This window comes from Nocardioides taihuensis, assembly GCF_042657275.1.
GTDB classification, from domain to species: domain Bacteria; phylum Actinomycetota; class Actinomycetes; order Propionibacteriales; family Nocardioidaceae; genus Nocardioides; species Nocardioides taihuensis.
Map to the genome: position 1 here is coordinate 25680 of NZ_JBHSKD010000018.1, position 24731 is coordinate 50410.

General features: G+C 74.2%; 24 protein-coding genes. 17 read left to right on the forward strand and 7 right to left on the reverse strand.

From position 1 onward, the window contains the following. Window positions 1-79 precede the first annotated feature (79 nt). From rsmA to ACFPGP_RS14040, 3 genes are read left to right on the forward strand one after another with little or no spacing between them, the layout of a single operon-like run. Entirely contained in the window at window positions 80-946 is an 867-nt protein-coding gene (rsmA, locus tag ACFPGP_RS14030; RefSeq protein WP_378591136.1) for a 16S rRNA (adenine(1518)-N(6)/adenine(1519)-N(6))-dimethyltransferase RsmA, read from the forward strand. Beyond that, the gene (locus ACFPGP_RS14035) at window positions 943-1860 is read left to right on the forward strand and encodes a 4-(cytidine 5'-diphospho)-2-C-methyl-D-erythritol kinase (RefSeq protein WP_378591138.1); all 918 of its coding nucleotides are present in this window, start codon (window positions 943-945) and stop codon (window positions 1858-1860) included. The genes rsmA and ACFPGP_RS14035 overlap by 4 nt, the downstream gene beginning before the upstream one ends. Beyond that, window positions 1853-3670, forward strand: a complete 1818-nt coding sequence (locus tag ACFPGP_RS14040) for an ABC-F family ATP-binding cassette domain-containing protein (protein WP_378591140.1) — start codon at window positions 1853-1855, stop codon at window positions 3668-3670. Before ACFPGP_RS14035 ends, ACFPGP_RS14040 begins: the two co-directional genes overlap by 8 nt. Before the next feature lie 87 nt (window positions 3671-3757). Here ACFPGP_RS14040 and ACFPGP_RS14045 read toward each other — a convergent pair whose 3' ends face one another. Continuing rightward, a complete protein-coding gene (locus ACFPGP_RS14045) occupies window positions 3758-4243 on the reverse strand; it encodes a MarR family winged helix-turn-helix transcriptional regulator (protein ID WP_378591142.1) in 486 nt (161 codons plus the stop codon). A gap of 66 nt (window positions 4244-4309) precedes the next feature. On the opposite strand from ACFPGP_RS14045, the gene ACFPGP_RS14050 reads away from it, so the two are divergent. Genes ACFPGP_RS14050 through ACFPGP_RS14060 form a run of 3 tightly spaced genes read left to right on the forward strand, consistent with a single transcriptional unit; the run spans window position 4310 to window position 5935 of the window. Next, window positions 4310-5083 (forward strand): methyltransferase domain-containing protein, encoded by a 774-nt coding sequence (locus tag ACFPGP_RS14050; RefSeq protein ID WP_378591144.1) that lies wholly within the window; start codon window positions 4310-4312, stop codon window positions 5081-5083. Beyond that, the gene (locus tag ACFPGP_RS14055) at window positions 5080-5466 is read left to right on the forward strand and encodes a VOC family protein (protein ID WP_378591146.1); all 387 of its coding nucleotides are present in this window, start codon (window positions 5080-5082) and stop codon (window positions 5464-5466) included. The genes ACFPGP_RS14050 and ACFPGP_RS14055 overlap by 4 nt, the downstream gene beginning before the upstream one ends. Before the next feature lie 4 nt (window positions 5467-5470). Continuing rightward, a complete protein-coding gene (locus tag ACFPGP_RS14060) occupies window positions 5471-5935 on the forward strand; it encodes a hotdog fold domain-containing protein (RefSeq protein ID WP_378591148.1) in 465 nt (154 codons plus the stop codon). A gap of 70 nt (window positions 5936-6005) precedes the next feature. On the opposite strand, the gene ACFPGP_RS14065 is transcribed toward ACFPGP_RS14060, so the two are convergent. Continuing rightward, window positions 6006-7499: a CehA/McbA family metallohydrolase gene (locus tag ACFPGP_RS14065; RefSeq protein WP_378591150.1), complete on the reverse strand. Its 1494-nt coding sequence runs from the start codon at window positions 7497-7499 to the stop codon at window positions 6006-6008. Window positions 7500-7579: 80 nt separating this feature from the next. Here ACFPGP_RS14065 and miaB point away from each other — a divergent pair, with 80 nt between their 5' ends. Together miaB and ACFPGP_RS14075 are read left to right on the forward strand one after the other, a co-directional pair. Further along, window positions 7580-9076, forward strand: a complete 1497-nt coding sequence (gene miaB / locus ACFPGP_RS14070; protein ID WP_378591153.1) for a tRNA (N6-isopentenyl adenosine(37)-C2)-methylthiotransferase MiaB — start codon at window positions 7580-7582, stop codon at window positions 9074-9076. A gap of 68 nt (window positions 9077-9144) precedes the next feature. After that, complete coding sequence (locus tag ACFPGP_RS14075) at window positions 9145-10887, forward strand: SulP family inorganic anion transporter (protein ID WP_378591155.1); 1743 nt, start codon at window positions 9145-9147, stop codon at window positions 10885-10887. On the opposite strand, the gene ACFPGP_RS14080 is transcribed toward ACFPGP_RS14075, so the two are convergent. The 4 genes from ACFPGP_RS14080 to ACFPGP_RS14095 form a co-directional block, all read right to left on the reverse strand. Beyond that, complete coding sequence (locus tag ACFPGP_RS14080; RefSeq protein WP_378591157.1) at window positions 10857-11147, reverse strand: hypothetical protein; 291 nt, start codon at window positions 11145-11147, stop codon at window positions 10857-10859. The genes ACFPGP_RS14075 and ACFPGP_RS14080 overlap by 31 nt on opposite strands. Before the next feature lie 47 nt (window positions 11148-11194). Beyond that, window positions 11195-11470 (reverse strand): hypothetical protein, encoded by a 276-nt coding sequence (locus ACFPGP_RS14085; protein ID WP_378591159.1) that lies wholly within the window; start codon window positions 11468-11470, stop codon window positions 11195-11197. Next, window positions 11467-11946 (reverse strand): NUDIX hydrolase, encoded by a 480-nt coding sequence (locus ACFPGP_RS14090; RefSeq protein ID WP_378591161.1) that lies wholly within the window; start codon window positions 11944-11946, stop codon window positions 11467-11469. The genes ACFPGP_RS14085 and ACFPGP_RS14090 overlap by 4 nt, the downstream gene beginning before the upstream one ends. A 66-nt stretch (window positions 11947-12012) precedes the next feature. Continuing rightward, entirely contained in the window at window positions 12013-12225 is a 213-nt protein-coding gene (locus ACFPGP_RS14095) for an antitoxin (protein ID WP_378591163.1), read from the reverse strand. A gap of 62 nt (window positions 12226-12287) precedes the next feature. On the opposite strand from ACFPGP_RS14095, the gene miaA reads away from it, so the two are divergent. From miaA to ACFPGP_RS14130, 7 genes are all read left to right on the forward strand, one after another. Continuing rightward, the gene (gene miaA / locus ACFPGP_RS14100; RefSeq protein WP_378591165.1) at window positions 12288-13217 is read left to right on the forward strand and encodes a tRNA (adenosine(37)-N6)-dimethylallyltransferase MiaA; all 930 of its coding nucleotides are present in this window, start codon (window positions 12288-12290) and stop codon (window positions 13215-13217) included. A gap of 19 nt (window positions 13218-13236) precedes the next feature. Continuing rightward, a complete protein-coding gene (locus ACFPGP_RS14105) occupies window positions 13237-14178 on the forward strand; it encodes a helix-turn-helix transcriptional regulator (RefSeq protein WP_378591167.1) in 942 nt (313 codons plus the stop codon). Then, window positions 14175-14711 (forward strand): dihydrofolate reductase family protein, encoded by a 537-nt coding sequence (locus ACFPGP_RS14110; protein WP_378591169.1) that lies wholly within the window; start codon window positions 14175-14177, stop codon window positions 14709-14711. The genes ACFPGP_RS14105 and ACFPGP_RS14110 overlap by 4 nt, the downstream gene beginning before the upstream one ends. 40 nt (window positions 14712-14751) lie before the next feature. Next, window positions 14752-15384, forward strand: coding sequence for an MSMEG_1061 family FMN-dependent PPOX-type flavoprotein (locus ACFPGP_RS14115; protein WP_378591171.1), 633 nt, complete (start codon window positions 14752-14754; stop codon window positions 15382-15384). Then, on the forward strand, window positions 15377-16228 hold the full coding sequence (gene dapF / locus ACFPGP_RS14120) for a diaminopimelate epimerase (protein WP_378591173.1): 852 nt from the start codon (window positions 15377-15379) through the stop codon (window positions 16226-16228). The genes ACFPGP_RS14115 and dapF overlap by 8 nt, the downstream gene beginning before the upstream one ends. A 45-nt stretch (window positions 16229-16273) precedes the next feature. Further along, complete coding sequence (locus ACFPGP_RS14125; RefSeq protein ID WP_378591175.1) at window positions 16274-17050, forward strand: SDR family NAD(P)-dependent oxidoreductase; 777 nt, start codon at window positions 16274-16276, stop codon at window positions 17048-17050. A gap of 86 nt (window positions 17051-17136) precedes the next feature. Further along, the gene (locus tag ACFPGP_RS14130) at window positions 17137-18318 is read left to right on the forward strand and encodes an MFS transporter (protein ID WP_378591177.1); all 1182 of its coding nucleotides are present in this window, start codon (window positions 17137-17139) and stop codon (window positions 18316-18318) included. A 28-nt stretch (window positions 18319-18346) separates the two neighbouring features. Here ACFPGP_RS14130 and ACFPGP_RS14135 read toward each other — a convergent pair whose 3' ends face one another. After that, on the reverse strand, window positions 18347-21301 hold the full coding sequence (locus tag ACFPGP_RS14135; protein WP_378591179.1) for a hypothetical protein: 2955 nt from the start codon (window positions 21299-21301) through the stop codon (window positions 18347-18349). Between the two features lie 204 nt (window positions 21302-21505). Here ACFPGP_RS14135 and ACFPGP_RS14140 point away from each other — a divergent pair, with 204 nt between their 5' ends. Further along, the gene (locus tag ACFPGP_RS14140) at window positions 21506-22924 is read left to right on the forward strand and encodes a xylulokinase (RefSeq protein ID WP_378591181.1); all 1419 of its coding nucleotides are present in this window, start codon (window positions 21506-21508) and stop codon (window positions 22922-22924) included. Between the two features lie 62 nt (window positions 22925-22986). Beyond that, window positions 22987-24159, forward strand: coding sequence for a Gfo/Idh/MocA family protein (locus ACFPGP_RS14145; protein ID WP_378591183.1), 1173 nt, complete (start codon window positions 22987-22989; stop codon window positions 24157-24159). The last annotated feature ends 572 nt before the right edge of the window (window positions 24160-24731 follow it).

A 24731-nucleotide genomic window follows, 5' to 3' on the forward strand; every position in this document is an offset into this window, starting at 1 on the left:
CACGACGGGCGGCACCGGGCGCAGAGTCCGGGGCCGCCCGTCGTACGTCCGGCTGGCGGCACTCTCTACCCTGACCACCATGCCCGACGTCCGGCTCCTCGGCCCGGTCGAGGTCCGCCGCATCGCGGCCGATCTCGGCCTGCGCCCGACCAAGCAGCGTGGGCAGAACTTCGTGATCGACCCCAACACCGTGCGGCGGATCGTGCGCGAGGCCGGGCTCGGCGCCGACGACGTGGTGCTCGAGGTCGGCCCCGGGCTCGGCTCGCTGACCCTGGCGCTGCTCGAGGTGGCCGGCTCGGTCACCGCGATCGAGGTCGACCCGCTGCTCGCCGCCCGGCTGCCGCAGACGGTCGCCGAGCAGGCGCCCGGGGCTGCCGCGCGCTGCCGGGTGGTCGAGGCCGACGCGCTGCGGGTGCGCGAGGTGCCCGGCCCCCCGCCGACCGCGCTGGTGGCCAACCTGCCCTACAACGTCGCCGTACCGGTGCTGCTGCACCTGCTCGCGCTGCTGCCCTCGATCGCGAAGGGGCTGGTGATGGTGCAGGCCGAGGTCGCCGACCGGCTGGCTGCCCACCCCGGCTCCAAGGTGTACGGCGTGCCGTCGGTCAAGGCCGCCTGGTACGGCGAGGTGCGCCGCGCCGGCGCGATCGGACGCAACGTCTTCTGGCCCGCGCCCAACGTCGACTCGGGCCTGGTCGCCTGGGAGCGTCGCGACCCGCCGACCACCGCGGTGAGCCGCGAGCAGGTGTTCGCGGTCGTGGACGCGGCCTTTGCCCAGCGTCGCAAGGCCCTGCGGGGCGCGCTGCGCGAGATGGCCGGCTCGTCCGGGGCGGCCGAGGCGGCGCTGCGGGCGGCCGGCATCGACCCGCTCGCGCGGGGCGAGAGCCTCGAGCTCGACGCGTTCGTGCGGCTGACCGAGCAGCTCCGGCCGAGCGGGACCACGCGGTGAGCGCCGTGCCCCAGCCGGCGCCCGCGGTGACCGTCCGCGCCCCGGCCAAGGTCAACCTGCACCTCGGGGTCGGGCCGCTGCGCGCCGACGGCTTCCACCCGCTCGACACCGTCTACCAGGCGGTCAGCCTCTACGACGACGTCACCGTCACCGACGCCCGGGCGTGGTCGGTCGGGGTGACCCCGGTCGGGGGAGTCGACGTGAACGACGTGCCGCTCGACGACACCAACATCGCCGTGCGGGCGGGGCGGGCGCTGGTGGCGCACCACGGCACCGACCGCTGCGCCCGGATCGAGGTCGCCAAGGGCATTCCGGTCGCCGGCGGCATGGCCGGGGGCAGCGCCGACGCCGCTGCCACGCTGGTCGCCCTCGACCGGCTGTGGGACCTCGGCACGTCCGACGACGACCTGCTCGCGCTCGCGGCCGGGCTCGGCAGCGACGTGCCGTTCGCCCTGCTCGGCGGCACCGCGCACGGCACCGGCCGCGGGGAGGTCGTGGAGCCGGTCGACGACGACGGCACCTGGTGGTGGGTCGTCGTCCCCGACGACGGAGGGTTGTCGACGCCGGCGGTCTACGCCGCCTTCGACGACCTCGGTGGCGGCGGTGGGTCGATCGGTGCCGGCGCCGTGCGCGCGGCCCTGGGCACCCACGACGCGGGCGAGCTCGGCGCAGCCCTGCGCAACGACCTCGAGGAGGCGGCGCTCCACCTGCGGCCCGGGCTGGTCGCCACCCGCGACGCCCTGCGCGGGGCCGGCGCCGTGACCCTGCTGTCCGGCTCGGGCCCGACGTACCTCGGCCTGGCCCGCGACCACGAGGCGGCGCACCGGGTGCGGCAGGCCCTGCTCGACCAGGGCCTCACGGCGGTCGTCGCCACCGGGCCCGTCGCCGGCGCGCACGTGGTGACCCATGGCTAGCGCCGCGAACCTCGTCAACCTCGAGCGCGTCTCGAAGTCGTACGGCGTGCGGGTCCTGCTCGACGACGTCTCGCTCGGCGTCGGCCAGGGCGAGCGGATCGGCGTGGTCGGCCGCAACGGCGACGGCAAGACCACGCTGCTGCGGCTGGTGCTCGGCCTCGAGGAGCCCGACACCGGCCGGATCTCGCGGGCCCGCGGCCTGCTGGTCGGCCACCTCCAGCAGCGCGACGCGCTCGCCGACACCCACACCGTCCGCGAGGCGGTGCTGGCCAACCGCTCCGACCACGAGTGGGCGGCCGACCCGCGCACCCGTGAGGTGGTCGAGGTGCTGCTGGCGGGGGTCTCGCTCGACCGCGCGGTTCAGGGGCTCTCCGGCGGCGAGCGCCGCCGCTGCTCGCTGGCCGCCCTGCTGCTCGGTCACCACGACCTGCTCGTGCTCGACGAGCCCACCAACCACCTCGACGTCGAGGCCGTCGCCTGGCTGGCCGACCACCTCGCGAAGCGGCCGTCCGCCCTGCTCGTCGTCACCCACGACCGCTGGTTCCTCGACGCGGTGTGCCAGCAGACCTGGGAGGTGCACGACGGCACCGTCGACACCTACGAGGGCGGGTACGCCGCGTTCGTGCTCGCCAAGGCCGAGCGGCAGCGGCAGGCGGCGGCCTCGGAGGTGCGCCGGCAGAACCTCGTGCGCAAGGAGCTGGCCTGGCTGCGCCGGGGCCCGCCGGCGCGCACCTCGAAGCCCAAGTTCCGCATCGACGCCGCCAACGCGCTGATCGAGGACGTGCCGCCGCCGCGCGACCGGCTCGAGCTGCAGCGCTTCGCCGCCCAGCGGCTCGGCAAGGACGTCCTCGACGTCGAGGACGTCGACCTGGTGCGCGGGGAGCGCACGCTGCTCTCCCACGCCACCTGGCGCCTCGGGCCGGGCGACCGCGTCGGCATCGTCGGCGTCAACGGGGCCGGCAAGACCTCGGTGCTCGGGCTGCTCAGCGGCGAGCTGGCACCCAGCGCGGGTCGCGTCCGGCAGGGACGCACGGTGGCGCTGCAGCACCTCACCCAGCACGTCGACGACCTCGACCCCGAGGCGCGGGTGCTGCCCACGATCGAGTCGATCCGCCGGGTGACACGCACGGCCGACGGCGAGATCAGCGCGTCCTCGATGCTCGAGCGGTTCGGCTTCACCGGCGACCGGCTGACCGCCCGCGTCGGCGACCTCTCGGGCGGTGAGCGGCGCCGCTTCCAGCTGCTCCGCCTGCTGCTGACCGAGCCCAACGTGCTGCTGCTCGACGAGCCCACCAACGACCTCGACATCGAGACCCTCAACGTGCTCGAGGACTTCCTCGACGGCTGGCCCGGCACGCTGGTCGTGGTCTCCCACGACCGCTACTTCCTCGAGCGTGTCACCGACGAGGTGCGCGCCCTGCTCGGCGACGGGCAGGTCTCGATGCTGCCGCGCGGCGTCGAGCAGTACCTCGAGCACCGCGCCGAGGCGCTGCGGCGTGAGGACGAGGCCCTGCGCGTGCAGCAGGCCGCCGACACCGCCGCCGCGGCCGACGCCGCGTCGCTGCCGGGCGCCGCCCGCCCGCGCGCCGGCTCGGCCCAGGAGCGCGCGGCCCGCAAGACGATCGCCCGGATCGACCGTCAGCTGGCCCGGATCGCGGAGCAGCAGGCCGAGCTCGACACGCTGCTGGCCACCCACGCCGACGACTACGAGCGGCTCGCCGAGCTCTCGGCGTCCCTCGGCGACCTCGCCGCCGACCGCGACCGGCTCGAGTCCGAGTGGCTCGAGGCGGCCGAGCTGCTCGACGACTGACGGGCCGCGGCTGACCGTGCAGATACTTCGGAGCCACACGCCCCGTCCCGGCCGCCGGACCGCGGCCTGAACCTCCGAACTACCGAGCTAGGCGAAGGGGGCGAGCAGCCGGCGCAACGACGCGGCCAGGCGCTCGCGCTCGCGTGGCGGGAGGTCGGCCAGCAGCGCGGCCTCGGCCGCGAGCAGCGCCTCGAACGCGCCGTCCACGGCGGCCTTGCCCTCGGCGGTGAGCCGCACCAGCACGCCCCGGCGGTCGTCGGGGTCGGGGTGACGCTCGACCAGGTGGCGCGCAGCCAGCCGGTCGACCCGGTTGGTCATGGTGCCGCTGGTCACCAGGGTCTCCTTGAGCAGCCGCCCCGGCGAGAGCTCGTACGGCGCCCCGGTCCGCCGCAACGCGGCCAGCACGTCGAACTCCCACGACTCGATGCCGTGCGCGGTGAACGCCTCGCGACGGGCCAGGTCGAGCCGGCGCGCCAGCCGGCTGATCCGGCTGAAGACGGCGACGGGAGCCAGGTCGAGGTCGGTGCGCTCGCGCGCCCACGCCTCGACGATCTCGTCGACCTCGTCCCGCATGCCGCCATCGTACGCACTCCGTCGAGAATCTTGACATCAAGAGAAAATCGACGGAGGGTGGTCGCCATGCCGCACACCTGGGACCCCGACCGCTACCTCACCTTCGCCGACGAGCGCGGCCGCCCGTTCGTGGAGCTGCTGGCGCGGGTGGGAGCCGCGGCCCCGGTCGACGTGGTCGACCTCGGCTGCGGGCCCGGCAACCTCACCGCGCGGCTGGCGCAGCGCTGGCCGGGCGCCCGGGTCCGCGGGGTCGACTCCAGCCCCGAGATGGTCGCCACGGCCCGGGCGACGGTCTCCGGCCCCGTGTTCGAGGTCGGCGACCTGCGCGACTGGGTCGCGGGCCGTGGGTCGGTGGACGTGCTGGTCTCCAACGCCACGCTCCAGTGGGTGCCCGGTCACCTCGACCTCCTGCCGTCGCTGGTCCAGTGCGTGCGGCCGGGCGGGTGGCTGGCCTTCCAGGTGCCCGGCAACTTCGACGAGCCGAGCCACACGATCCGGCGCGACCTCGCCGCGGAGGCGCCGTACGACGCACACACCGCCGGCGTCGCGGTGCCGTCGAGCCACGACCCGGCGACCTACCTCGAGGTCCTCGCCGGCGCCGGGTGTGCCGTCGACGCCTGGGAGACCACCTACCTCCACGTGCTGTCGGGCGACGACCCGGTCTTCACCTGGGTGTCGGGCACGGGTGCGCGGCCGACGCTGGAGGCGCTGCCCGACGACCTGCGGCCGGCCTTCGAGCAGGAGTTCAAGCGGCGGCTCCGCGCGGCGTACCCGCCCGGACCGCTCGGGGTGGTGCTGCCGTTCCGGCGCGTGTTCGTGGTCGGGCAGGTGGCGGCATGAGGCTCCACCACGTGCAGGTCGCCTGCCCCCCGGGCGGCGAGGACGCCGCCCGTGCCTTCTACCGCGACGGGCTGGGCATGGCCGAGGTCGCCAAGCCGCCGGCGCTGGCGGGCCGCGGTGGGGCGTGGTTCCGGTCCGGCGCCGCCGAGGTGCACGTCGGCGTCGAGGACCCCTTCGCCCCCGCCCGCAAGGCCCACCCGGCGCTCGCGGTCGACGACGCGGCGGCGCTCGAGGCGCTGGCGGACCGCCTGGCCGGGCGGGGCTTCGAGGTCGACGCACGCGAGCGCACGACGTTCCCGGGCTTCCTGCGCTTCCACGCCTTTGACGGCCACGGCAACCGGGTCGAGGTGCTGGCACCCGTAAGTGACCCATCGGTAACATAGGCGCATGCCCCAGGTCCTCGACCTCTGGAACCGCGCCTCCCGCCTCCCCGCCGGGCCCCGCGTGTTCTCGCTGCTGTTCACGCGCAAGGCGCCGTACTTCGCCACCATCCGGCCACGCTTCACCGAGATCGGTCCCAACCGCGCCTCGCTGGTCATCCCGAACCGGCGCCGCGTGCACAACCACCTCGGCACCGTGCACGCGATCGCGCTGTGCAACGGCCTCGAGGCGGCGATGGGCGCGTTGGCCGAGGCCACGATCCCCGCGGGCAAGCGGTGGATCCCCCAGGGGATGGAGGTCAGCTACACCGCCAAGGCGACCAGCGACATCACCTGCACCGCCGAGACCGACCCGGAGCAGTGGACCTCGGGCGACCCCGACCTCCCGGTCCGGGTCCGGGGCGTCCGCGATGACGGCACCGTGGTGGTCGAGGGCGAGATCCGGCTCTGGGTCACCGACAAGTCACGCTGACCCGCCGTTAGTTAACGGCGGGTCACCGCCGGATCACGCTGACCCGCCGTTAGTTGACGGCGGGTCAGCGTCAGGCGCCGAGGAAGACCGGGTTGGTCAGGGCCACCATCGGCAGCGCGGTGAGGTTGCCGAGGGGGTCCACGGCGCTCGGGGTCCGTCGTACCTCCGCCCGGACGAAGGCCGCGTCGGCCACCGGGACGTCGACCTGGAGCGTGATCGTCCCGGTCTCGTCGGCGAGCACGCCCCCGAGCGCCGAGGTCGGCCCGCGGAGCTGGGCCACGCAGCCCGGCACGCCGGTGACGTCGAGCTTCACGGTCGCGGTGGCGTCCGGCGCGGCGCCGAGGTGGTCGCCGCACCCGGCCGTCGACTCGCCGGCGGACGCCGTGAAGGTCAGGTCGACCGCGGAGGACTCGGCGATCCACGCGTGCCCGCCCCGGATCGCGTCGAGCACCGCGGCCGTCGAGAGGGTGTCGAGGTGGTAGACGGTCTGCGCGAGCCCGACCGTCTGCGTGTCGTTGTGCGCGTCGGAGTTGCCGATGGCCGGCAGGTAGGTGCCGTTCACCAGCAGCGCGTGCCAGGTCGCGACGGTCGCCTGGTCGTCGGAGCCCCAAGGGCCGTTCCAGACCTCGATGGCGTCGACGCCGTCGTCGTAGCCGTAGGCCCAGCCGTTGCCCCCGCCGGCAGCCTTGGGGTGGGCGGCGACGGCGACGCCGCCGAGCTGGTGGACCTGCTCGGTGAACTGGGCGAGGAGGCCGTCGTCGGCGCGGTAGCGCCAGTCGATCCAGGTGCCGGGCGGCAGGCCGAGGGCCAGCCAGTGGCCGGTGCGCGTGGTGACCTCCTCGCCGTTCACGACGAGGAAGCCGGGGGCCACGTGCCGGCCCCAGGTGCGGGTGGCGGAGCAGGTGTTGTGCTCGCTCGAGCCCATCAGGTCCAGGCCCGCCTCGAGCGCCGCGGCCTGCAGCTGCGGCTGGGTGCGCCGGCCGTCGGAGTGGACGGTGTGCAGGTGCAGGTCGCCGCGGTACCAGCCCGGTCCGGTCCCCGGCACCTCCTGCGGCGCCGGCACGGGCACGAAGTCGGGACCGGGCTCGCCGAAGTGCAGCGTGACCTCGACCTTGTACGGCGTGCCCGGCGGCACGATCAGGTAGGGACCGAGCGCGATGTGCCAGGTGCCCGGGGTGATCGGGCCGGCGAGGTAGCCGGGCGTCGCCCGGGTGCGGGTCAGGAAGAACTCGCGCCGCGCGCCGCCCGACCAGCCGCGGAACCCCTTCGCGTTGCCGAGGTCGGTCCCCGAGGGGTCGAAGATCCCGATGTCGACGACGTTGACGCTGAAGCCGGCGCCCGTGTCGGTCGGGTGGTAGCTGTACCTCACCGCGATCTTGCGCACGCCACGCGGCACCCTGAAGGGCAGGTAGTGCCAGTCCGCCGTGTCGGCGTTGCGGAAGGCGCCCTTGAACACCTTGGTGCGCGTCTGCCCGGCCTCCGCCGGCGCGAAGGTCAGCAGGGGCGCCACGGTCACGGCCGCGGCACCCGCCCGCAGCAGCGATCGGCGGTCGAGGTCGGACATGCCGCGCAACCTACCCCGCGCGCTCCGGAGCCGCTCGCATTCGGCGGGCGGCCGTCCCCGCCGTACCCTTGACGACTGTCATGAGCAGCGCAGCGACCACCCCCCGCACCTACGAGGTCCGCACCTACGGGTGCCAGATGAACGTCCACGACTCCGAGCGGCTGACCGGGCTGCTCGAGGAGGCGGGGTACGCCGCGGCGCCCGCGGGCGAGCAGGCCGACGTCGTCGTCTTCAACACCTGCGCGGTGCGCGAGAACGCCGACAACCGGCTCTACGGCAACCTGGGGCACCTCGCGCCCGTGAAGGCGCGGCACCCGGGGATGCAGATCGCGGTCGGAGGCTGCCTGGCGCAGAAGGACCGCGACACGATCACCACGAAGGCCCCCTGGGTCGACGTCGTCTTCGGCACCCACAACATCGGCTCGCTACCGGTGCTCCTCGAGCGGGCGCGGGTGCAGGAGGAGGCGCAGGTCGAGATCCTCGAGTCTCTCGAGGTCTTCCCCTCGACGCTGCCGACGCGCCGCGAGTCGGCGTACGCCGCGTGGGTGTCGGTGTCGGTCGGGTGCAACAACACCTGCACGTTCTGCATCGTCCCGTCGCTGCGCGGCAAGGAGCAGGACCGCCGGCCCGGCGACATCCTGGCCGAGGTGCGCGCGCTGGTGGCCGAGGGCGTCAGCGAGGTCACGCTGCTGGGCCAGAACGTCAACGCCTACGGCGTGGAGTTCGGCGACCGGCAGGCCTTCTCCCAGCTGCTGCGCGCGTGCGGCGAGGTCGAGGGGCTGGAGCGGGTGCGCTTCACCTCACCCCACCCGGCGGAGTTCACCGACGACGTGATCGAGGCGATGGCCGAGACGCCGAACGTGATGCCGTCGCTGCACATGCCGCTGCAGTCGGGGTCCGACAAGGTGCTGCGCGACATGCGCCGCTCCTACCGCCAGGCGAAGTACCTCGGCATCATCGAGCGGGTGCGGGCCGCGATGCCCGACGCCGCGATCACCACCGACATCATCGTCGGCTTCCCCGGCGAGACCGAGGAGGACTTCGAGGCCACGCTCGACGTCGTGCGCGCCGCCCGCTTCGCGGGCGCCTACACGTTCCAGTACTCCAAGCGCCCCGGGACGCCCGCAGCCGTGCTCGACGACCAGGTGCCGCGCGCGGTGGTGCAGGAGCGGTACGAGCGGCTCGTCGAGGTCGTCGACGCGATCGCCTGGGAGGAGAACAAGGGGCTCGTGGGCCGGCAGGTCGAGCTGCTCGTCGCCGAGGGCGAGGGCCGCAAGGACGCCGCGACCCACCGCCTCTCCGGCCGCGCTCCCGACAACCGGCTGGTGCACTTCACGCCCGCCGGTGCGTCCGTCGACCCCGCCGACATCCGGCCCGGCGACGTGGTCACGGTCGAGGTCACCTACGCCGCGCCCCACCACCTCGTGGCCGACGGGCCGCTGCTCGCACACCGTCGTACCCGCTCCGGGGACGCGTGGGAGGCCCGCCGGAGCGCGCCGACCCCGGCCGGCGTCACCCTCGGCATGCCGACCGTCGGCGTCCCGGCCCCGCTCCCCGACGCGCCGGCCTGCGGCTGAGCCGGCCGACCGGGCTCATCCCGCCGGGGTGAGGTCGCCCGGAGCCGCGACGGCGGAGATTGTCCGCCGTGAACGTCGTTCCCGAGGCCCTGCGGGGCTACCAGAAGGCGTGGCTCCTGCGGGACGTCGTCGCCGGGCTCACGTTGTCCGCCGTCGCGATCCCCGAGGTCATGGGCTACACCTCGATCGCGCAGACCCCGATCGTCACCGGCGTCTACACGATCATCTTCCCGACCCTGCTGTTCGCGCTGCTGGGGTCGTCGCGGCTGCTGGTGGTCGGGGCCGACTCGGCGACGGCCGCGATCCTCGCCGCCGGACTGGCCGGGCTGAGCGTGAAGGGGCTGGTGCCGGGAAGCGAGCAGTGGGTGGCGTGGACCAGCCTGGTCGCCCTGATGTGCGGCGTCCTGCTCGTCCTGGCGCGGCTGCTGCGGCTCGGGTTCATCGGGAACTTCCTCAGCGCCACGGTGCTCGTCGGCTTCCTGAGCGGCGTCGGCATCTCGGTGCTGTCGGGGCAGCTGCCCGACATGCTCGGGGTGCCCAAGTCCAGCGGCAACTGGTTCGAGCAGCAGTGGGGGACCCTCACCTCGATCCCGGACGCCAACGGCCCCACGGTGGCCTTCGCGGTCGGCACGGTGCTGCTGATCTGGGGGTTCAAGCGGTTCCTGCCGGTCGTCCCGGGCGCGGTCGTGGCCGTGGTGCTCTCGATCATCGTGTCGGCGTCGCTCGACGCGCAGTCGGACGGCGTGTCCGTCGTCGGCTCGCTCGACGGCGGCTTCCCGCCGGTCGGACTGCCCTCCGGCGTGGGCTGGTCCGACATCCCGTCGGCCGCGGCGATCGCCTTCGCCTGCTTCGTCCTGATCGTGGCCCAGAGCGCCGCCACCTCCCGCAGCTTCGCGGCCAAGCACGGCGAGCGGGTCGACATCAACCGCGACCTCGTCGGCCTCAGCGGCGCCAGCTTCGCGGCCGGGCTCACCGGCACGTTCGTGGTCAACGGCAGCCCCACCAAGACCGAGATCCTCGACGAGCAGAAGGGCCGCACCCAGGTCGCGAACATGACCATGGCGGCCGTCGCGCTCCTGTTCGTGCTGTTCCTGACCAGCCTCCTCGCCGACATGCCCAACGCCGTGCTGGCCGGCATCGTCTTCACGATCGGCGTCGGCCTGGTCGACGTGGCGGGCCTGCGTCGGATCGCCCACGAGCGGCAGGGCGAGTTCGTGATCGCCTGCGTCACCGGCTTCGTCGTCTTCGCCGTCGGGGTGGAGCAGGGCATCGTCCTCGCCATCGTGCTCTCGCTGCTCGACGTCGTACGGCGGGCCTACCAGCCGGGCGCCTTCGTCGTCGGTGAGGGCGACCGTGACGAGCTCGAGTACGCGCCGGCGACCGCGGGCGTCGAGAGCCGCTCCGGCCTGGTGGTGTTCCGCTTCGACGCACCGCTGTTCTACGCCAACGCGATCCGCTTCACCGACGACGTCAAGGCGATCGTCGAGGGGGCACCGTCGCCCGTGCGCTGGCTGGTGCTGGACTGCTCCGCGATCGACGACGTCGACTACTCCGCGGGTCTCGAGCTCGACCAGCTGATCACCTACGTCGAGGGGCGCGGGGCACGCTTCGGCCTGGCCCGCGCCGACGAGTCGATCCTGGCGACGCTCGACACCTACGGCGTGCTCGACCGGGTGCCGCAGGAGCTGCGGTTCGACCACCTCGCCGACGTCTTCGACGCGTTCGAGGCACTGCCGCCGGCGGCCACGACTCAGTCCGCCACGATTCAGTCGGCCACGACTCAGTCGGAGCGGGGGTCCGCCGAGGGGTAGCCCGCCTTCGGCTTGATGCCCTCCGGGTTGGTCTCGACCTGGCCGGGCCGCTGCTCGGGCGGGACGTCCGCGTCGGCCGGCCGTTCCTCGCTGGTGACGTCACGGACGCCGTCGGTCGCGTGCTGGCCGGGGCCGGTGGGCCCGACCCGCTCGCTGCTCACGCCCATCCCGCCCGCGGCGCGGCGCGGTCCGGTCGAGCCGGGCGTCGAGTCCCGGACGTCGGTCTCCTGCTCGTGCGTGTCGCGCTTGTCGTTGCCCATGGCCCGACGTACCCCGTGGGCGCGGACGGATGCTGCCCCCGGTCGGATCAGGCCGGGGGCTCGGTCTCGCCGCCCTCGTCGGCCGGGGAGCCGGAGTCCTCGTCGGGCTCCTGCTGCTTGTCCTCGAGCTCGGCGACCTCGTCGGGGATCTCGTGGGCTGCCTTCGGGCCGCCGTGCGGGTCGAGGTCACGGACCGCGGGGTCCTCGTCGTGGTAGCGCTCGGGGTCGTCGACGGCGTCGGTCCCTCCCGGGAACAGCTCCGGCTTCTCGGTGGCGGGCTCGGGCTTCGGACCGAGGTCGTGCTCGGTCGAGGTGTCACTCACGGGTTCGTCCCTCCCTGTCGGAATCCGTGTGCCAGGTAGGGGACTCCCTTACCCAGATGCTCCAGCGCCATGAGTTCGTGCGGGACCACCGGTTCCGGCAGCGCGTCGAGCGGGCACCAGCGCAGGTCGGCGGCCTTCTCGGGCTCCATCAGCCGCGGGGTGCCGGTCCAGCTGCGTGCCGAGAAGAAGAAGTCGACCCGCTCGTCGATCGGCTCACCACCGCGGGTGCGCTGCATCGTGAGCTCGAACGTCAGCGCGACGTCCTCGATGCCGAGCTCCTCGAGGGCCTCGCGGCGGGCCGCGTCGTACGCCGTCTCGCCGCGCTCGACGTGGCCGGCCGCAGCCGCGGCCCAGTGGTCGTCCATGAACCCGGTGTTCCGGCGCAGCTGGAGGAGCACCTCCGGACCGCTCACGCCGTCGCGCAGCAGGAACACGTAGGACGCCGGGACGACCACGAAACGGTCGAGCGGGATCACCCGGCGTCCCCCGAGGGCTGGTGGTAGGTCTCGCTCACGTGGTGTCCTCCCGAGTCGGGACGTCGCTCAGCGGCGTCCGAGGTCGTCGTCGTCCTTGCCGTCGAGCTTGTCGAGCCCGTCCTCCGCGGCCGACCGGCCGGTGCCGATCGCTCCGGAGTACTTGCCCTTCGTCTTGCGGTCCGCGAGGTCGGCGGCCTTGTCGATGCCCTGGGCGATCTGCTCCCCGTGCTCGTCGACGGCCCGGGTCACCTGCCGCCGCAGCTTGTAGAGAAAGCCCATCGCTGCCGCCCTTCGCTCGCCCCGTCCGGGCTCCGGGGCCCGGGGCTTGCCAGACTAGCCACATGCCAGCCGTCCCCGTCGTGGCCGTCGTCGGCGCCACGGCGTCGGGGAAGACCGGTCTGTCCCTCGACCTCGCCGAGCGCCTGGGCGGGGAGGTCGTGAACACCGACGCGATGGCCGTCTACCGCGGCATGGACATCGGCACGGCCAAGCCGCCGGTGGCGGAGCGTCGCGGGATCCCGCACCACCTCCTCGACCTGCTCGACGTCCGCGAGCCGCTGTCGGTGGCCGACTTCCAGCGCCGGGCGCGGGCTGTGATCGCCGAGGTGCGGTCGCGGGGTGCGGTGCCGGTGCTCGTGGGCGGCTCGGCGCTCTACACCCGCGCGGTCCTCGACCGCTTCGAGTTCCCCGGCACCGACCCGGTCGTGCGGGCCCGGCTCGAGGCCGAGCTGGCGGACGTCGGGTCGGTCGTCCTGCACGGCCGGCTGGCGGAGGTCGACCCCGAGGCCGCCGCGCGGATCCTGCCCGAGAACGGCCGCCGGGTCGTCCGCGCCCTCGAGGTCGTCGAGATCACGGGCCGGCCGTTCAGCGCGTCGCTGCCGCAGCTGGAGTACGTCGACCCCGCGACCGTGCAGGTGGGCGTCGACATCGACCGGGTGGCGCTCGACGAGCGGATCGAGCGCCGGGTGGCCGCGATGTTCGAGGGCGGCCTGGTCGACGAGGTCCGGCGGCTGCTCGAGGCCGGGCTGGCGGACGGACGTACCGCCGCGCGGGCGATCGGCTACCCCGAGGCCGCGGCGTACCTCGCCGGCGAGCTGAGCCTCGACGAGGCGCGGGAGCGCACGGTGGTCGCGACCCGCCGCTTCGCCCGCCGCCAGCTGGCCTGGTGGCGCAAGGACCCCCGCATCACCTGGGTGGCCTACGACGACCCCGACCGGGTCGCGCTCGCGGAGGCCGAGGTGCGCAAGATCGGTCGGGCGACCGGCGCCTGAGTCGCGGCAGACTGCCCGCATGACCCAGAACGGCGACCGGGCGGACGGGCCGCCGCGCGGCCGGGACCGGCTGCGCGAGCTGCTCGACGCCGTCCTCGACGACGACCACCACACCCTGGGCGACATGGCCGAGGGTGCCTACGCCTCCCCGTTCCACTTCAGCCGCACGCTGACGCGCGACGCCGGGGAGCCCCCCGTCGCCATGCGGCGGCGGGTGATGCTCGAGCGGGCCGCCTGGCAGCTCCGCGGGGGCGCGAGCGTCACCGACGTCGCGTTCGCCTCCGGCTACGACTCCGTCGAGGGCTTCAGCCGCGCGTTCAGCCGGGCCTTCGGTCACGTACCCAGCCAGGTCGGGCCCGATGCCGACCACTGGCTGCCCTCGCCCAACGGCATCCACTTCCACCCGCCGACGTCGCTCTGGATCGACAGCCGGGGCCGTTCCGGCACCCGCAGCACGGCCGAGGTGACTGCGATGCTGGTCCACCACGACCTCGACGACACCGCGGCCCTGCTCGACGCGGCGAAGGCGCTCGACGAGGACGCCTACCGCCGAGTCAGGGCACCGGGCCGGGTGGTGCTCTGGTTCGAGGGACCCGAGGAGACGGTCGCCGCGCTCCTGGAGCGCCTGGTGTTCACCAAGGAGGTCTGGCTGGCCTCGATCGAGGGGCGCGACGCGCCGACCGACCGCGCCGACGACCTCGCCTCCCTCGTCGCCCGGCACGCCGAGGTCGGGCCGCGCTGGCTGGCGATGGTCCGCGACATCGACCGGCGGGACGCCTGGGGCGACCGCCTCGTGGACGCTCTCTGCGAGCCGCCCGAGAGCTTCGTGCTCGGCAGCGTGCTCGCGCACGTGATCACGTTCTCGGCCGTACGCCGCCAGCTGGTGCGCGAGCTGCTGCGCACCGACGGCGTGGACGTCGGCCACGGTGACCCGATCGACTGGCTGAGGAGCAACCGATGAGCCGCACCGTCTTCTACACCGCCGCCACCCTCGACGGGTTCCTCGCCGACGAGCACGACTCGCTCGCGTGGCTCTTCAAGCAGGAGATCGACGAGAGCGGTCCGATGAGCTACGGGGAGTTCATCGCGGGCGTCGGTGCAGGGTGCCTCGGCTGGACGACCTACGACTGGGTGCTCGACCACGAGCAGGGCCGCTGGTCCTATCCCGACCTGCCGATGTGGCTGTTCACCCACCGCGAGGTCGAGCCGGTCCCCGGGGTGACCGTCGCGCGCGGTGACGTGCGGCCGGTGCACGCCGCGATGGTCGAGGCCGCGGCCGGCAAGGACGTCTGGGTGGTCGGCGGGGGTGACCTGGCCGCGCAGTTCGCCGAGGCCGGTCTGCTCGACCGGGTGATGGTGTCGGTCGCGCCGGTGACGCTGGGGGCAGGCCGGCCGCTGCTGCCGCGGCCCTTCGACCTGCGGCTCGACGCGGTCGCGCGCAACGGCGCGTTCGCCTGCCTGGAGTACGACGTGGTGGGCCCCCTGACGACCTGACCGACGCGGGGGCCCGCCCGGCACCGGTACCGTGGGGCGGGTGAGTGGGTGGACCGAGATCACCAGCACCGACGCGCTGGTCGAGGTGCTGGGCGGCGAGCCGCTGCCCCGCGTGCGCGACAAGGGGCGGCCGACGCTGGTCGAGCGCGACCGCGACTGGCTGGCTGCCTCGCCGTTCTGCGTGATCTCCACCGCGGACGCCGACGGGCTCTGCGACGCCTCGCCGAAGGGCGACCCCGCGGGCTCGCTGGTGCACGTGATCGACGACCACTCGATCGCGCTCGCCGAGCGGCCGGGCAACCGTCGTGCCGACGGCTACCGCAACGTGCTCGACAACCCGCACGTCGGCCTGCTGTTCATGATCCCGGGCCGCGGCGACACGCTGCGCGTCAACGGCCGCGCGCGGCTGGTGAGCGACGCGCCGTTCTTCGACGCCATGGTGGTGCAGGGGCACCGTCCGGTGCTCGCGCTGGTCGTCGAGATCGACGAGGTCTTCCACCACTGCCAGAAGGCGTTCCTGCGCTCGGGGATGTGGGAGCCGGAGACCTGGGACCCGACCGGCCGGGTGCCGCGCCGCGCGGTGCTGGCCCACGAGCTCGACGTCCCGGAGAAGACCGTCGAGGAGCTCGACGCCTACTACGGCCCGTCGTACCGCGAGGGTCTCTATGGCTGAGCCGGGCGGCTACCCCTTCCTCAAGGGCCACGGCACCGAGAACGACTTCGTGCTGCTGCCCGACCACGACGGCAGCGTGCACGGCGAGCTGCACGCCACCCGCGTGCGTGCCCTGTGCAACCGCCGGGCCGGCATCGGCGGCGACGGCGTGCTCCGCGTGATCCGCACCGCCGTGCAGGACCCCAGCCAGGCCGACCGCGCCGAGTGGTTCATGGACTACCGCAACAGCGACGGGTCGCCCAGCGAGATGTGCGGCAACGGGATCCGGCTCTTCGCGCGGCACCTGGTCGACGAGGGCCTGGCCGACCCCCACCACCCGGTCCCGGTGGCGACCCGCGACGGCGTGAAGACGATCACCGTCGACGGTGACCTGATCACCGCCGACCTCGGGTCCCCGAAGGTGCTGGGCGAGAGCATGGTCGCGGTCGGCGACCGGTCGTGGCCGGCGCGGCACGTCGACATGGGCAACCCGCACGCCGTCGCGCTGGTCGAGGACCTCGCCGACGCCGGCCCCCTGCTCGACCCGCCGGTGCACGACCCCGACGTCTACCCGCACGGGGTGAACGTCGAGTTCGTGGTGGCCCGCGGGGAGCGCCACATCGCGATGCGGGTGCACGAGCGCGGCTCGGGGGAGACCCGGTCGTGCGGCACCGGCGCCTGTGCCGCGATGGTGGCGGCCGCACTGGCCGACGGGCTGCACCCCGGCATGGCCGTCGGCGGGGGTGACGTCGCCTACCGCGTCGACGTGCCCGGCGGCCGGCTCACCGTCACCTGGACGACCGAGGACCACGTCCTGCTCACCGGGCCGGCGGTCGTGGTGGCCCGGGGCACGACCCACCTCTGACGGCCCGGCGCACGGCCCGGGGGTCCGCGCTCCTAGGATCCGGCCATGGAATTCACCGGGAACTCAGCGCTCGTCACCGGCGCCGCCTCGGGCATCGGCGCGGCCGTCGCCCGCCAGCTCGCCGCCGCCGGCGCGAAGGTCGTCGTGGCCGACCTCCAGGCCGACAAGGGCGAGGCGCTCGCCCAGGAGATCGGCGGCGTCTTCGTCAGCGTCGACGTCACCGACACCGCGCAGATCGAGACCGCCGTGCGCGAGGCCGCCGCCCTCGGCCCGCTGCGGGTCCTCGTGAACTCAGCCGGCATCGGCTGGGCCCAGCGCACGATCGGCCGCGACGGCGAGTTCGCCTCGGCGCACGACCTCGACGCGTACAAGAAGGTGATCGCGATCAACCTGATCGGTACCTTCGACGCGGTGCGGCTCGCCGCGACCGAGATGAGCCGCCTCGAGCCGACCGCGGACGGCGAGCGCGGTGCGATCGTGAACATCGCCAGCGTCGCCGCGTTCGACGGCCAGATCGGGCAGGCGGCGTACTCCTCCTCCAAGGGCGGCATCGTCGGCATGACGCTGCCCGTGGCCCGCGACCTGTCCGCCGCCGGCATCCGGCTCAACACGGTCGCCCCGGGCCTGATCGACACGCCGATCTACGGCTTCGGCGGCGACGCGGAGGGCTTCAAGGCCAAGCTCGGCGAGAGCGTGCTGTTCCCCAAGCGGCTCGGGCAGCCCGACGAGCTCGCCTCGATGGTGCTCGAGTGCCTGCGCAACACCTACATGAACGGCGAGGTCGTCCGGGTCGACGGCGGCATCCGCATGCCTCCCAAGTGACGGACGCGGGAGTCGAGCGACCGGACCCGCCGGCCCGGTTGACGACACGGGGGATCCCGGACGACCCGAACCTGCGGGTGCTGGCGGTGACGACCTTCGTCAACCGCGCCGGCACCGGCGCGGCCGTGACGACGTTCGCGCTGTTCTTCACCCGCGTCGTGGGGCTGGAGCCGACCCAGGTCGGCCTGGTGCTGTCGGTGGCCGCCGCGGTGGGGCTGGTGGGGCAGTTCCCGATCGGCCACCTCGGCGACGTGCGCGGCCCGCGCGAGCTGTTCCGCTCCCTGACCGTGGTGTGCGGCGTCGTGCTGCTCGGCCTGCTCGTCGTCCGCTCGGTGTGGGGCCTGATGCTGGTCATGGGTGCCGCGCAGCTGCTTCAGTCGGGCGCCGGTGCGGTGCGCAACGGCTACATCGCGCGGATCGCGGTCGGCGGCCAGGGGGTGGCGTTCAAGGCCTACCTCCGCGCGGTCACCAACGTCGCGATGAGCCTCGGCGCGGCGCTGGGCGGCATCGCGCTGTGGATCGACCAGACCTGGGCCTACCTCGGGGTGTTCGCCGTCGACGGTCTGAGCACGATCGCCGCTGGCCTGCTGGTGAGCCGGCTGCCGCACCTCGACCCGGCACCGCCGCGCGGCGAGGGCGAGCCGCTGTTCGCGGTGCTGCGCGACCCGCCGTTCGTGGCCGTCACCGTGCTGTGCGGGCTGGTGGCGATGCACTTCGTGGTGATGGAGGTCGGCATCCCGCTCTGGATCTCCGAGCACACCACCGCGCCGACCTCGATGGTCGCGGTGCTGCTGATCCTCAACACCGTGGTGGTGGCGCTGTTCCAGGTGCGGCTCAGCCGCGGCGCCGACGACGTCGTGACCTCGGCCCGGGCGATGCTGGTCGGCTGCGTCTGGATCGCCGCGGGCTTCGCACTGATCGCGCTCAGCGACGGCGTCACCCGCTGGGTGGCGGTCGCCGCGCTCGTGGCGGGCGCCGCGGTCCACGTGGTGGGCGAGATGCGCTCGAGCGCGGGCCAGTGGGGGATCACCATGGGCCTGGCGCCGATGGAGCACCAGGGCCAGTACCAGGGCTTCGCCTCGATGGGGTTCTCGCTCTCCAACGTGATCGCCCCGACGCTCATCACCTGGCTCTGCATCGAGTGGGGCTGGCCGGGCTGGCTCGTCCTCGGCGGCCTGGTGCTCGCCTGCGGCGTCGCGCTCGTCCCCGTCACCCGGTGGGCCCTGGCCACCCGCGAGCGGTACGGCGCCCTCTCCGCCTCCGGCTGACGCTGACCCGCCGTTAGTCAACGGCGGGTCAGCGTGCGGCGAGGGTCTCGCGGACCTGCCCGTAAAGCCACTCCTGGTACGCCGGGCGCTCGGCGGCGGGCTGGTCGTCGGCGAGGCGCTCGACGAGGGTGACCAGCTCGGCGTACACCCAGCCGTCGGGCTCGACCTCGGAGACCCAGTCGCGGAAGGCCGTGAACTGCGCGTGCGTGGCGGTCGCGGTCGCGAGCTGGCGGCGGGCCGTGCGGATCCGGCGGCCGTTGTAGCGGCCGAGGTCGCGGTAGGCCTCGAACTGCGCGAGGTGGAAGAACTGGTTGATCGTGGAGACGCGCGGGAAGGTCGGGTCGACCTCGCGGTAGGCGAGCAGCTTGGGCGGCATGTCCTGGGTGAGCGCGGGCTTGGCGTACCAGAGCACCGAGATCCGCTCTTCGCCCGAGTCGGTGCGACGCACGAGGCCGAGGTTCACCGAGCGCGGCGAGTAGTCCCGCCCGGGCGTCGGGTCGGCGTCGGAGCGCAGCACGTCGAGGTTGATCGCCACGGTCGCGGCGCACTCGAGCTGCGCGAGGTCGATCGCCTTGGAGATCGAGCCGACGAGGTTGCCGGGGCCGGAGTCGGCGTCGATGCAGACCAGCTCGCGGTGGTGCGCGGTGCGCAGCAGCTCGACCAGCGCGGTGTTCTCCCAGTGGCCGCCGTCGGTGACGTAGAGGAAGAGGTCGCTCGGGTCGTGCATCCCGACGAACTCCTTGAGCAGGTAGCCCAGCCGCGGGCGCGGCAGGCGCGACCCGTGCACCGCCAGGGCCGAGGCGTAGCGCGGGTTGGGCACCCACATCCCGAGCCGCACGTTGGCAAAGGTCAGCAGCATGCTGACCGGGCCGAGCCGGAAGCGACCCATCGCCGGGGAGACGGCCGCGCCCGACAGCCCGACGGCCAGGAACGTCGTCAGCCGCGGGCCGCCGCGCGGCATCAGCGACTCGAGCTCGGCGGTCGTGCACTCCTGCGCGCGCCAGAGCCCGTTCGCCTCCTCGGGCCAGAACGTGCGCACGTGGTCGGGGGAGAACGTGACGCTGATCGCCGGGATGCCGTAGTGGGTACGCACCTCCCGCCCGGTCACCGTCGCCGCCGCGCAGACGGTCAGCGGCGTCCCACCCGGCCCGGTCGCGCGGCTGCTCAGCTCCGAGAGCGAGGGCTCGGGCCGCCGGTCGTCGACCTGGCCGTCGCCGTTGGCGTACGCCCGCACCTCGACACCGCGCGCGGAGGAGCTCCACGGCAGGCGGTACGTCGCGAAGCCGAGCCGCAGCTTGCCCCGGTAGAAGGCCGCCAGCGACCAGGCCTCGGGCGAGAGCAGGACGTGCACGAGCAGGAGCGCGCCGACCACCACCGCCCACGGCACCCACGCGCCGTCCCACGGCCCGGTGCGGACCGCGGTCAGCGCCCAGCGGCTGGCCAGGAGGAGCAGCAGCAGCGCGAACAGGATCCCGCCGACCACCGGGGCGATCCTGGCCAGCGGCTTGCGCAGCAGTCGGAGCACGGCCGACGCGGAGCCGACCGCTGCGACCACCGTGGCCAGGGTGCTCCAGAGGTCGTGGAAGACGACCGGGCGCCAGAAGAGCCAGAGCATCGCGGGCAGCACCACGAGCAGCACGAGCAGCAGGGCGCCGAGGGCGAGGCCGCCGTACCCGGCGTACTTGAGGCCGAGCAGCCAGGCGCCACCCAGGCCGCGGCGCTGCTCGGTCGCCTTGGCCGCGCCCACCCACAGCACGAGGAGGACGAGACCGAAGCCGAACGCCGCGAGCACCGGCCCGCCGAGCCGGTCGGGCTGGACGAGGCAGGTGTCGGCGCGGTCCCACGAGAGCGTGCCGGGCTCGTGCCACTTCCGGCAGCCCAGGCCGACGTACCAGCGGTAGAACCACCCCAGCGGCTGGCTGACCGCGAACAGCAGGCCGAGCAGCACCGCGGCGTTGACCGCCATGCCGGTGAGCACCGTGGCCACGGCGGCGGGCGAGCGCCGCGCCCGCGCCTGCGCGCCGGGGTCCGCCGGCGCCGCGGCCGCCCCACGTGGAGTGTTGGAGAGCAGGTAGCCCAGGTTGGCCCGGAGGTGCTCCTCCTCGGGTGAGACCTGGATGCCGCCCTGGGCCCACGGGCGCGGGAAGGACGCGGGCGGCGGGGCGGCCGGGGCCAGGTCGGCGCAGCGGGCCACGCTCCAGGCGCCGGTCATGTACGAGCCGCCACTGACCGAGGTCACGTCGTGAACGGTGTCCCAGCCCGGGCCGGAGTCGCGCTCGAGGGCCTGCAGCGCGCCGAGCGAGATCGAGGCGGCGCGGACCCCGCCGCCGGAGAAGGCCAGCCCCACCTCCACCTCGTCGCCGGAGCGCGGCGTGAAGCCCACCGGCCCCTCCGGCGCGGTGCCGGTGCCGGCGAGGACGCGGCGGATCCACCGCGGGGTGAGCACGACCGTGGCCAGACCGCCGATCGCGTAGCCGGCCGCGAGCAGGACCACCACCCACTTGCCCCACGCGCACACCGCGGCCAGCTGCCAGCCGCCCGACCACGTGCCGTCGAGCGGCCCGCCGTCGATCGCGAGCCACAGGCCGAGGTCCTCGACGAGGTCGAGGGCACCGGCGGCGAGGGCCGCGGCGGCCACCGGTACGGCGAGCCGTCGGGTCGAGGCGGTGCGGTAGCCGCGGCCCAGCCGCCAGCAGAGCAGCGCGAGCAGCGGCGCCCAGCACAGGATGAACAGCACGTCCCACCGCAGCGCGGGGACGACGTCCGCAGCGGCGTAGGAACCGGCCCACGCCGACGCGGCCTGCGCGGTGCCCATCAGCTCGAGCCCGAGGATTCCCGGCTCCGAGCCCGGCGGCAGGTCGGCACGCGGGGCGGTGAGCACGGCACCCACCGCCAGCACGATCCCCAGCGCAACCAGTCCGACCGACACACCCGGGCCGGAACCCCGGTCGTGCTGGTCGCCTGCCTCCCCGACGTCCGCCATGGCGTCACCTCCGAGACGACGCGGTCGCCGACCGCGTTGGCCCCCATGGTGGCCCTCCGCGGCCCGGCGCGCCATGGTGTGCGGGGGTCAGGACAAGACCGGTCGCCCGGGCCGGGGCGGGACGTCGTGCGAGGATGCGCGCGTGCTGCGCATCCTCGCCCCCCGTCCGGGTGGCGACACCGTCGTCGAGATCGGTGGTCATCCATGAGCCGTCCCCTCGTCGCCGGGATCGATTCCTCGACGCAGTCCTGCAAGGTGGTCGTGCGCGACGCCGAGACCGGGGCGCTGGTCCGTCAGGGCAGGGCCCCCCATCCCGACGGCACCGAGGTCGACCCCGAGGCCTGGTGGGTCGCGCTGCAGTCGGCGGTCGCGGAGGCCGGCGGGCTGGACGACGTCGCAGCGGTGGCTGTGGGCGGGCAGCAGCACGGCATGGTGTGCCTCGACGAGGACGGCCGCGTCGTCCGCCCCGCCCTGCTCTGGAACGACACCCGGTCCGCCGGCGCGGCCCGCGACCTCGTCGCGGAGCTCGGCGGCGGGGAGGCGGGCAGGGCCGCCTGGGCCGAGGCCGTCGGGCTCGTCCCCGTGGCGTCGTTCACGGTGACCAAGCTGCGGTGGCTGGCCGAGCACGAGCCCGAGCACGCGAGCGCCACCGCCGCGGTCTGCCTGCCCCACGACTGGCTGACCTGGCGCCTCTCGGGCAGCACCCGCCTGGCCGACCTGGCCACCGACCGCAGCGACGCCAGCGGCACCGGCTACTTCTCGGCGGTGTCGGGGGACTACCGCACCGACCTGCTCGAGCGGGCGCTCGGCCACGTGCCCGCCCTGCCGCGGGTCCTCGGGCCCCACGACCCGGCCGGCCACCTGCCGTCGGGTGCGGTGCTGGGCCCGGGGGCTGGCGACAACGCCGCCGCCGCGCTGGGCCTCGGCGCCGGCGAGGGCGACGTGGTCGTCTCGATCGGCACCTCGGGGGTCGTCAGCGCGGTCACCTCCACGCCGGTCGCCGACGTGTCCGGCACCGTGGCCGGGTTCGCGGACGCCACGGGGCGCCACCTGCCGCTCATCGCCACCCTCAACGCCGCGCGCGTCCTCGACGCCGCCGGCCGGCTGCTCGGCGTCGACCACGCGGAGCTGGCGCGGCTCGCGCTCGAGGCGCCGCCGGGGGCCGGCGGCCTGGTGCTGGTGCCCTACCTCGAGGGCGAGCGCACCCCCGACCGGCCCGAGGCGACCGGGTCGCTGCACGGCCTCACCCTGGTCACCGCCCGGCCGCCGACCCTGGCTCGGGCCTTCGTGGAGGGAGTCTTCCTCGGCCTCGCCGACGGCCTGGACGCGGTGGTCGCCCAGGGCGTGCGCCCCGAGCGGGTGCTGCTCGTGGGTGGTGCGGTGGCATCGGAGGCCGTGCGCGCAGTGGCGCCGTCGGTGCTCGGGCTCCCCGTCGACGTCCCCGAGCCGGGGGAGTACGTCGCGGACGGCGCCTGCCGCCAGGCCGCCTGGGTGCTCGACGGCGGCGCAGAACCGCCCGGGTGGGCCGTCGGGGAGACCCGGCGCTACGACGCCGAGCCGCAGCCCGGGGTGCGCGAGCGCTACGCCCGAGCCCGCGAGCTCCACCTGGATCGTCTGGACTGATCCGAACTGGCCGTGGTTGCCACCGCCACGAGACGACCGACACAACGAACCGAGGAGCCTCGATGACCTCCGACCAGCGCACCCTCTCGGTCGGGATGGTGGGCTACGCCTTCATGGGCGCGGCACACTCCCAGGCCTGGCGCAACGCACCCCGCTTCTTCGACCTGCCGCTGCGACCGCGGATGACCGCCGTCGCCGGACGTGACCGCACGCGGGTGACGGCGGCGGCCGAGCGTCTGGGCTGGGAGTCCACGGAGACCTCCTGGCAGGCGCTGGTCGCCCGTGACGACATCGACCTCGTCGACGTCTGCACCCCCGGCGACACCCATGCCGAGATCGCCATCGCCGCCCTCGAGGCCGGCAAGCACGTGCTGTGCGAGAAGCCGCTGGCCAACAGCGTCGCGGAGGCCGAGGCGATGGCGGCCGCGGCCGACCGCGCCCGCGCCTCCGGCGTCCGCTCGATGGTCGGCTTCACCTACCGCCGGGTGCCGGCCATCGGCCTCGCCCGCCGGTTGGTTCAGGAGGGCCGTATCGGCGAGGTCCGCCACGTCCGCGCGCAGTACCTCCAGGACTGGATCGTCGACCCCGAGGCTCCGCTGTCGTGGCGGCTCGACAAGTCCCAGGCCGGGTCCGGCGCGCTCGGTGACATCGGCGCGCACATCGTCGACCTCACCCAGTTCATCACCGGCGACTCGATCGCGTCGGTCTCGGGAGCCCTCGAGACCTTCGTGAAGGAGCGGCCGCTGTCAGCGGAGCACTCCGGCCTCTCGGGGACCGCCGACTCCGAGCGCGGGCCGGTCACCGTCGACGACGCGGCGATGTTCCTCGCCCGCTTCCGCAGCGGGGCCGTGGGGGTCTTCGAGGCCACCCGCTTCGCGACCGGTCGCAAGAACGCGATCCGGATCGAGCTCAACGGGTCGCGGGGCAGCGTGGCCTTCGACTTCGAGGACATGAACGTCCTCCACTTCTACGACCGGGAGGAGCCGGCCGCCACGGCCGGGTTCCGGCGGATCCTGGTCACCGAGCCGGAGCACCCCTACGTGGCCGCCTGGTGGCCCCCGGGGCACCTGATCGGCTACGAGCACGGCTTCACCCACCAGGTCGTCGACCTGGTGAACGACATCGCTGCCGGTGCCGACCCGACCCCGTCGTTCGCGGACGGGCTGGCCGTCCAGCGCGTGCTGGCGGCGGTCGAGACCAGCGCCGACACGCGCTCCTGGCAGGAGATCCCCTGACGGCCGGAACGCTGCTGCGCCGTGCCTTCCCCCAGCGGGATGATGGTGTCTCCCGCGGGCGCGTTCGTGAGCCCCAGTGAACGGGAGGCCCCGCCGGCCCGCGTGCCGTCGTCGTGGACGTAGGCCGGGCGGTGCCGACCACGTACGCACGTGCCACGTGCCCGTGCTCGTCCTCGCCGCACGCACGACGGTCGCGGATGGGTTGCGAGCGCGAGCTTGGCGGTCTCGATGACGGAGGCAACTGGCTGCTGGCAGCGCAGGTTCTCGGGCGGGGTTGCCACGTTCGTCCCGCGTGTCGAGGACGAGGGAGACTCGCTCGGTCGCGGCGCGACCTCGTCGCTCGACTCCGGGGTGCAGGCCGTCAGGGTGGTGAACCCCCCGCGCGAGGGAAGCAGCCGGACCTCGGCCTGGTCGAACCTTCCGGCAGGCCCTCGCCGCGCTGGAGCGATAGGTGCACATGCACCTATCGCTCCAGCACGCCACGACCCTGTGGCCGGCCTCGTCTCGCGTCCTGCGCGGCGGCTCGAACGGGAGACGCCCCCCTGTGAATGAGTCAGAGCCCTCCTCGTCCA

What these genes read in the sequence shown, in the direction of transcription:
- rsmA (WP_378591136.1), top strand. Translation starts at nt 80, where the DNA reads ATGCCCGACGTCCGGCTCCTCGGCCCGGTCGAGGTCCGCCGCATCGCG.
- ACFPGP_RS14040 (WP_378591140.1), top strand. Translation starts at nt 1,853, where the DNA reads ATGGCTAGCGCCGCGAACCTCGTCAACCTCGAGCGCGTCTCGAAGTCG.
- ACFPGP_RS14045 (WP_378591142.1), bottom strand. Translation starts at nt 4,243, where the DNA reads ATGCGGGACGAGGTCGACGAGATCGTCGAGGCGTGGGCGCGCGAGCGC.
- ACFPGP_RS14050 (WP_378591144.1), top strand. Translation starts at nt 4,310, where the DNA reads ATGCCGCACACCTGGGACCCCGACCGCTACCTCACCTTCGCCGACGAG.
- ACFPGP_RS14055 (WP_378591146.1), top strand. Translation starts at nt 5,080, where the DNA reads ATGAGGCTCCACCACGTGCAGGTCGCCTGCCCCCCGGGCGGCGAGGAC.
- ACFPGP_RS14060 (WP_378591148.1), top strand. Translation starts at nt 5,471, where the DNA reads ATGCCCCAGGTCCTCGACCTCTGGAACCGCGCCTCCCGCCTCCCCGCC.
- ACFPGP_RS14065 (WP_378591150.1), bottom strand. Translation starts at nt 7,499, where the DNA reads ATGTCCGACCTCGACCGCCGATCGCTGCTGCGGGCGGGTGCCGCGGCC.
- miaB (WP_378591153.1), top strand. Translation starts at nt 7,580, where the DNA reads ATGAGCAGCGCAGCGACCACCCCCCGCACCTACGAGGTCCGCACCTAC.
- ACFPGP_RS14080 (WP_378591157.1), bottom strand. Translation starts at nt 11,147, where the DNA reads ATGGGCAACGACAAGCGCGACACGCACGAGCAGGAGACCGACGTCCGG.
- ACFPGP_RS14095 (WP_378591163.1), bottom strand. Translation starts at nt 12,225, where the DNA reads ATGGGCTTTCTCTACAAGCTGCGGCGGCAGGTGACCCGGGCCGTCGAC.
- miaA (WP_378591165.1), top strand. Translation starts at nt 12,288, where the DNA reads ATGCCAGCCGTCCCCGTCGTGGCCGTCGTCGGCGCCACGGCGTCGGGG.
- ACFPGP_RS14105 (WP_378591167.1), top strand. Translation starts at nt 13,237, where the DNA reads ATGACCCAGAACGGCGACCGGGCGGACGGGCCGCCGCGCGGCCGGGAC.
- ACFPGP_RS14110 (WP_378591169.1), top strand. Translation starts at nt 14,175, where the DNA reads ATGAGCCGCACCGTCTTCTACACCGCCGCCACCCTCGACGGGTTCCTC.
- dapF (WP_378591173.1), top strand. Translation starts at nt 15,377, where the DNA reads ATGGCTGAGCCGGGCGGCTACCCCTTCCTCAAGGGCCACGGCACCGAG.
- ACFPGP_RS14125 (WP_378591175.1), top strand. Translation starts at nt 16,274, where the DNA reads ATGGAATTCACCGGGAACTCAGCGCTCGTCACCGGCGCCGCCTCGGGC.
- ACFPGP_RS14135 (WP_378591179.1), bottom strand. Translation starts at nt 21,301, where the DNA reads ATGGCGGACGTCGGGGAGGCAGGCGACCAGCACGACCGGGGTTCCGGC.
- ACFPGP_RS14140 (WP_378591181.1), top strand. Translation starts at nt 21,506, where the DNA reads ATGAGCCGTCCCCTCGTCGCCGGGATCGATTCCTCGACGCAGTCCTGC.
- ACFPGP_RS14145 (WP_378591183.1), top strand. Translation starts at nt 22,987, where the DNA reads ATGACCTCCGACCAGCGCACCCTCTCGGTCGGGATGGTGGGCTACGCC.